Raw genomic sequence first — 6,200 nt, 5'->3', positions numbered from 1 at the left:
GCACCGCGCGGACCCGACGCACCCGTCCCCGGCACCGGCTCGGCGGCACCCGTCCCCGCCACCGGCTCGGCGGCACGCGCCCCCGCCACCGGCTCGGCGGCACGCGCCCCCGCCGCCGGCTCGGCGGTCGAGTGCCCGGTCGTCGTGGCCGGGCAGGTGTGGGGCCGGATCGTCGTGTCGGCGCGGAGCGAGGAACCGTTCCCGGTGAACACCGGGTCGCAGCTCGCGGCGTTCGCCGATCTCGTGTCCATCGCCATCGAGAACGCCCGGGCCCAGGCTGAACTGACCGCCTCCCGGGCGCGCATCGTCACCGCCGCCGACTGCGCGCGCCGCCGTATCGAACGCGATCTGCACGACGGCGTCCAGCAACGGCTCGTCTCGCTGCTCCTGCTGCTGCGCAACGCGCAGCTACAGCTGCCCGCGGGCCTGGGCCGGCTTCGCGCGGAACTCGACGACATCGTGGCCGGGCTCGGCGACACGTCCGACGAGCTGCGTGAGGTGGCCCGCGGCATCCACCCCGCGATCCTGGTCCAGGGCGGCCTGGCGCCCGCACTGAAGGCACTGGCCCGTCGGTCGGCCGTCCCCGTCGACCTGGCGGTCCGGGTGCGGGACCGGCTGCCCGAGCGGGTCGAGGTCAGCGCCTACTACGTCGTCTCCGAGGCGCTGACCAACGCGGCCAAGCACGCGCAGGCGTCCGCGGTCACCGTCACCGTGGACGCCGACTCGGACGTGCTGCGGGTCCGGGTGCGGGACGACGGGGTGGGCGGCGCGGGTTTCGCCGGCGGCACCGGTCTGGTGGGGCTGCGGGACCGGGTCGAGGCGCTCGACGGCCGGCTCTCCCTGGACAGCCCGCCCGCCGCGGGGACCACCCTCTGTGCGGAGCTGCCGGCCGGGCAGCGCGACGGGGGCCGGCCTTAGGCCGGCCCCCGTCGGGGGTCCGTCACCATCCCCAGTCCCCGTGTCCCCCGCCGTCGTGGTCGTAGCCACGGTCGAAGCCACCGTAGCCGCCGAAGCCACCGTAGCCCCGGTCGCCGTGATCGTGGCCGTAGTCTCCGTAGTCCCCGTGGCCGTAGCCGCCGTGACCGCCGCCGCCGTGGCCGTAGCCGCCATGGCCACCGCCCCCGTGCCCGCCGCCCCCGTGGCCGCCACCGCCGTGACCCCCGCCGCCATGGCCGCGTGCGAAGTCGACGGAGGTGACGGAGTGGTCGAGGTGAACAGCGTTCGCCGGCGCGGCGACGGCCGAGGTCGCGGCGCCGCCCAGGGCCAGTGCGAGGCCGGCGACGGCGGCGAGGGGCCAAGTGACGTTACGCATGATGAAACTCCTGTCGTGTAAGAGATGCCCGTTTTGTTGCTTTTTCACATTCAACGGTGCTCTCGCGAACAGGACAGAACAATCAGGCGAGCGGTAAGCGGCTCTACCTGCCAGCTGCAATGCGCTACCGGCGGCGCACTCCCGGGTGGCGGTCCGGGTTCACGACCGTGGACAGGCCGTTGAGCACGAGGCGGGTGCCTCCGCGCAGGTGGGCGACGTCGTCGGCGCCGTCCCCCGTGGGCACGAGCCAGGTGTACTGCTCGGTCCAGGCCAGCCGGGAGCCGGCGGGCTCGTCGGACAGCTCGACGGTGACCAGGGAGACCCAGCGTCGGATGCCGTCGACCTCGGCTTCGTAGACGAGGACGATACGGGCGTCCGGCACGATGTCCAGGAACCGGGAGCGGTAGGCGAGGCGCTGCTCCAGGTCCCCCGACACGAAGAGGTTGCGGGCACTCTCGCCGCCGCCCACCCGGAAGTCCAGCTCGTGCTCGGCGGTGGCGGAGCCGCCGGGCAGGCGGAACCAGCGGCGCCGCAGGGACGGGTCGGCGAAACCGCGGAAGACCTCGGCCGTCGTCACCGTGAAGTCCATGCCGACGGAGAACGAACCGTGCCGGGCAGGGGATGCCGGGCCTTCGGCCGTGGCGGTGCCCGGCTCCGCCGGTGCGGGATGACCTGCGTCCATGGGCTCAACCTAACACGGCCGCGACGGGCGGCGGACGGCCGCCAAGTTCCTTCCACAGCAGCTGACTTGGTGCCGCACCGGCCTGTCCCTGGGGGCTCAGCGCGCCCGGCCCGCCAGCAGGTCCCGCACCTCGCGGGCGTTGCGCCGGCTCACGGCGAGGACCCGGTCGCCGATCCGGACGGTCAGGTTGCCGCTGTCCACCCGGAGTTCCTCGATCCGGCCGAGGGCGACGAGACGGCTGCGGTGGATCCGGACGAAGCCCCGCGAGCGCCACTGCTCCTCCAGGGTGGACAGCGGTATCCGCACCAGATGGCTGCCCCGGCCGGTGTGCAGTCGCGCGTAGTCGCCCTGGGCCTCGACATGGGTGATGTCGGACAGCGGCACGAACCGGGTGATCCCGCCCAGCTCCACCGGCACCTGGTCGCCGACGGCGGGGGCGGACGCGGCCGGGCGGGGGCCCTGACCGGCCCGGACCAGCTCGGCGACCCGTCGTACGGCCTCGGCGAAGCGCTCCTTGCGCAGCGGCTTGAGCAGGTAGTCCACGGCCTTGAGGTCGAAGGCGTGCACGGCGAGGTCCTCGTGGGCGGTGACGAAGACGATCAGCGGCGGAGCGGCGAACCCGCCCAGCAGCCGGGCCAGTTCCAGTCCGCTCAGGCCGGGCATGTCGGTGTCGAGGAAGACGGCGTCGAAACCCTCCGCGCCGTCCGGCCCCCGCGCCCCGGCCCCGCCGAGCCGGCGCAGCGCCTCGGTGGGCTCCAGGGCGGCCACGGCCGTGCCGACCCGGGGGTCCTCCCCCAGCAGGTGCAGCAGCTCGTCGAGCGCGGGCCGCTCGTCGTCCACGGCCAGGACGCGCAAGGGCACGTCGTTCACCCGCATGTCCGGCAGCTCCCCTCGTCCCCGACCATGCCTCCATGGTGATCCCGCGGACCGTCGGCGTCGAGATCGCGGACGCCGGTGTGTCCCGGCCGTGACCCGGTCGTGTCCCGGGTCACGGCATCCGGTGCCCGGCGCCGACCGCTACTTGAGGCCGCTGAGCATGACCCCGCGGATGTAGTGCTTCTGCAGCAGCAGGAAGAGGGTCAGGACCGGCAGGACGCTCAGGACGAGGCCGGCCATGACGACGGGCATGGTGCGGGCCGGGTCGACGTGGTCCTGCAGCAGCTGGATGCCGACGGGGAGGGTCATCACGTCCGGGTCGGCCGTCGAGACCAGCAGCGCCCAGATGTACTCGTTCCAGGCGTCGACGAAGGTCAGCAGCCCGAGTGTCACGAGGACCGGCTTGGTCTGCGGTACGACGATCCGCCACCACACGGCGAACTCGCCGGCGCCGTCGATGCGCGCGGCCTCCAGGACCTCGTCCGGGAGCGAGATCATGAACTGGCGGGTGAGGAAGATGCCGAAGCCGTTGACGAGGAACGGCACGGCGAGCGCCACGATGCTGACGGTCAGGCCCGCGCCGCCGCGCCCGAGCAGGTCGTTGCCGCCGGCCAGCGGCCAGTGCACCAGGATCAGGAAGTGCGGGACGAAGAAGAGGAACGGCGGGAACATCATCGTCGACAGGACGAGACGGAACACGAACTCCCGCCCCGGAAAGCGGAGTTTCGCGAGGGCGTAGCCGGCGAGCGAGGAGGTGAGCAGCACCGATCCGGTGATCAGAGCGGTGGCGACGACGCTGTTGCGGAAGAGCACGGGCAGGTCGAGCTGGTCGACCGCCGCCCGGTAGTTGGACAGGTCGAACGCCTCGGGCAGGAACCGGTAGGGCAGCGTGCCGGCCTCGCCCGGTCCCTTGAACGACGTCATCACCATGTCGAGGAACGGCACCACGGTGAGCACCGCGCCGACGACGACCAGCAGGTACGACAACCACGGGAAGCGGCGGTGGTTCACACGTCCTCCCCCGTGCGCCGGAAGATCCACAACTGTGCCAGGGTGACCGCGAGGACGACCAGGAACAGCACGAAGGCGGCGGCGCTCGCGGTGCCCCAGTCGCCGTAGGAGAAGGCCCGCCGGTACATCTCCAGCGCGGCCACGTCGGTCGCGTCGCCCGGGCCGCCCTTGGTCATCACGATGATCAGCGCGAACGACTGCAGTCCGGTGAGGAACTGCGTGACGCACACGAACAGCAGCGACGGCCGCAGCAGGGGCAGGGTGATCCGGAAGAAGACGGTGGCCGGACCGGCGCCGTCGAGCGCGGCGGCCTCGTAGTACGACTCGGGTACGGACTTCAGCCCGGCGGTCAGGATGAGGATCGCCGAGCCGACCGAGGCCCAGGCCTGGACGACCACGACCGCGGGCAGCGCCGTGTCCGGGTTCTGGAGGAACGCCACCGAGTCGAGCCCGAGGGCGTTGAGGACACCGTTGACGAGGCCGCCCGGTTCGTACATGTACTTCCACACGTTGCCGACGGCGACGACGGTCGTGACGATCGGCAGGAAGTACAGGGTGCGCCACAGCCCCTGGAACCGCAGCTTGTCGATGCAGGTGGCGACGAGCACGGAGCCGGCGAGTGCCAGGGCCACGGTGCCCAGGGCGAACAGCAGCGTGTTGGTGAGGACCGGCACCAGGAACGCCGATCCGTCCGCGAACAGGCCGGCGAAGTTGTCGAGGCCGACCGGGTCGATGTCGCCGAGGTCGAACCCGGTCCAGCGGGACATCGACAGCAGCAGCGCGAAGCCGAGCGGCAGGACCAGGAAGACGGCGAAGAACAGCAGTGCGGGCGCCAGGAAGAGGTAGGCGAGCAGGGGCTGGCGGCGCCGGGCGCGGTCGCGGCGGCCGGGGCCGGGAGCGCGGGTCCGTGTGCCGTGCGCGGCCGGCCCGGCGGGCTCGGCCGTCTTAGGTGCCAGGGTGTTCACCATGCGCGTGCCACCTCCTGGTCGACCTGGCGGCGGGTGCTGCGCAGGGCCTCGTCGACCGACTGGCGGCCGGTCCACAGCGCCTCGATGTTCTTGCGCAGCACCGCCTTGGCCTGCTGGGCGCCCGGCCCGTTCGGCTCGGGCACCGCGTAGGCGAGGGCGTCGGCGAACGAGCGCAGGTTCGGGTCGCCGGCCGCGCCGAGCAGCGTCCGCATGTCGTCGGCCCGGCCGGTCAGGGAACCGACCGACACCTGCAGGCTGCTCATCCGGGTGGCCGTCGCGCCCCGCCCGGCGCCGTGCACGCCCGTCCTGCCGGTGTTGAGCCAGCGCAGGAACTCCCAAGCCTCGTGCGGGTGTTCGCTGGCCGTGTTGACGCCCAGCATGAAGCCGGTGCACAGGGTGGCGTGCGTGTCGCCCGCGTCGGGGACCGGCACGGGTGCGACGCCCACGTCGCGGTAGTCCTTGCCCATCAGGGCCTTCAGGCTCGCGGTCCACCAGCCGGCACTGATCACCATGGCCACCTGTCCGGACGGGAACGCCTGGTAGACGTTGACGCCGGGAGCGCTCGCGCGCCGGGACACGAGGCGGTGCTCCAGGTCCAACACGGCCCGGCCGGCCGGCGATTCGATGGCGGTGCTCCTGCCGTCGGCGGCGACGAACCGGCCGCCCGCGGCGCTGAGCAGGGCGAGCGTCTGGCCGACGGTGGTGGAGTCGTCGTAGGTCGACAGCCCGAACCCCTGGACCAGGGTGTTGCCGTAGCGGTCGCGTCTGGCGGTGCGGCGGGCCGTCTCCTCCAGCTCCCGCCAGGTCCGCGGCGGGCCGTCCACACCGGCCTCGCGCAGCAGCCGCTTGTTGTAGTAGAGGGCGTAGGTCTGCACCTCGGTCGGGTAGCCGTAGACCGTGCCGTCCACCGAGGCGGCGCCGACCGCGGCCTCGCCGTAGCCCCGCCTGATCTCCTCGGCGTGCTCGGGCGGGGCGGGCCGCAGGACGCCGGCCCGGACGAGCTGGCCGTTCCACAGGCAGTACGGGTGGAGGAGGTCCGCGCCCCGGCCGGCGGCCTGCCGGACCATGAACGTCGTCAGCAGGTCCGTGAACTCGACGGCCGTCGTGCGTACCTTGACCCGGTCGTGGGTGGCGTTCCACTCGTCGACCGGGCCCTGCAGGGCCGCCTTGAGGTCGCCGCTCGCGTAGTGCGACAGCAGGGTGAGGACGATCGGGTCCCCGGGCCGCCCGGTGCCCCGGTGCGGTGCGGCGCATCCGGCGGCGAGGAGCGCCGAGGGCAGCCCGAGGGCGACGTGCCGGCGGCTGGGACCGTGGGGGGCGGGGGGCGGCTGCCGGCCGGGGGCGCGGCGGG

Annotated in this window: 7 protein-coding genes; 1 reads left to right on the top strand and 6 read right to left on the bottom strand. The window is 73.1% G+C overall.

All coding sequences use genetic code 11. The features are described 5' to 3' along the window. A partial coding sequence (locus GT045_RS00840; RefSeq protein ID WP_161332973.1) for a sensor histidine kinase occupies nucleotides 1-918 on the top strand: 918 nt, incomplete at its 5' end. A 22-nt stretch (nucleotides 919-940) separates the two neighbouring features. On the opposite strand, the gene GT045_RS00835 is transcribed toward GT045_RS00840, so the two are convergent. From GT045_RS00835 to GT045_RS00810, 6 genes are all read right to left on the bottom strand, one after another. Continuing rightward, nucleotides 941-1,312: a hypothetical protein gene (locus tag GT045_RS00835; RefSeq protein ID WP_161332972.1), complete on the bottom strand. Its 372-nt coding sequence runs from the start codon at nucleotides 1,310-1,312 to the stop codon at nucleotides 941-943. A 124-nt stretch (nucleotides 1,313-1,436) separates the two neighbouring features. Next, the gene (locus GT045_RS00830; protein ID WP_161332971.1) at nucleotides 1,437-1,994 is read right to left on the bottom strand and encodes an SRPBCC domain-containing protein; all 558 of its coding nucleotides are present in this window, start codon (nucleotides 1,992-1,994) and stop codon (nucleotides 1,437-1,439) included. A gap of 96 nt (nucleotides 1,995-2,090) precedes the next feature. Further along, nucleotides 2,091-2,870 carry a LytTR family DNA-binding domain-containing protein gene (locus tag GT045_RS00825; protein ID WP_161288091.1) on the bottom strand — a complete coding sequence of 260 codons (780 nt, stop codon included), beginning with the start codon at nucleotides 2,868-2,870 and terminating at the stop codon, nucleotides 2,091-2,093. 141 nt (nucleotides 2,871-3,011) lie between these two features. Continuing rightward, complete coding sequence (locus GT045_RS00820) at nucleotides 3,012-3,881, bottom strand: carbohydrate ABC transporter permease (protein WP_161332970.1); 870 nt, start codon at nucleotides 3,879-3,881, stop codon at nucleotides 3,012-3,014. After that, entirely contained in the window at nucleotides 3,878-4,849 is a 972-nt protein-coding gene (locus tag GT045_RS00815; RefSeq protein WP_161332969.1) for a sugar ABC transporter permease, read from the bottom strand. The genes GT045_RS00820 and GT045_RS00815 overlap by 4 nt, the downstream gene beginning before the upstream one ends. Next, nucleotides 4,843-6,129, bottom strand: coding sequence for an ABC transporter substrate-binding protein (locus tag GT045_RS00810; protein ID WP_161332974.1), 1,287 nt, complete (start codon nucleotides 6,127-6,129; stop codon nucleotides 4,843-4,845). Before GT045_RS00810 ends, GT045_RS00815 begins: the two co-directional genes overlap by 7 nt. Nucleotides 6,130-6,200: the final 71 nt, after the last annotated feature.

It is taken from the genome of Streptomyces sp. SID486 (assembly GCF_009865385.1).
Lineage (GTDB): Bacteria > Actinomycetota > Actinomycetes > Streptomycetales > Streptomycetaceae > Streptomyces.
Note: the sequence above shows the minus strand (reverse complement) of the source record. Positions and strands in the feature narration are given on the sequence as shown.

Coding starts and splice junctions, on each gene's coding strand:
- GT045_RS00830 (WP_161332971.1), bottom strand. CDS start 1,994: ATGGACGCAGGTCATCCCGCACCGGCGGAGCCGGGCACCGCCACGGCC.
- GT045_RS00835 (WP_161332972.1), bottom strand. CDS start 1,312: ATGCGTAACGTCACTTGGCCCCTCGCCGCCGTCGCCGGCCTCGCACTG.
- GT045_RS00815 (WP_161332969.1), bottom strand. CDS start 4,849: ATGGTGAACACCCTGGCACCTAAGACGGCCGAGCCCGCCGGGCCGGCC.
- GT045_RS00825 (WP_161288091.1), bottom strand. CDS start 2,870: ATGCGGGTGAACGACGTGCCCTTGCGCGTCCTGGCCGTGGACGACGAG.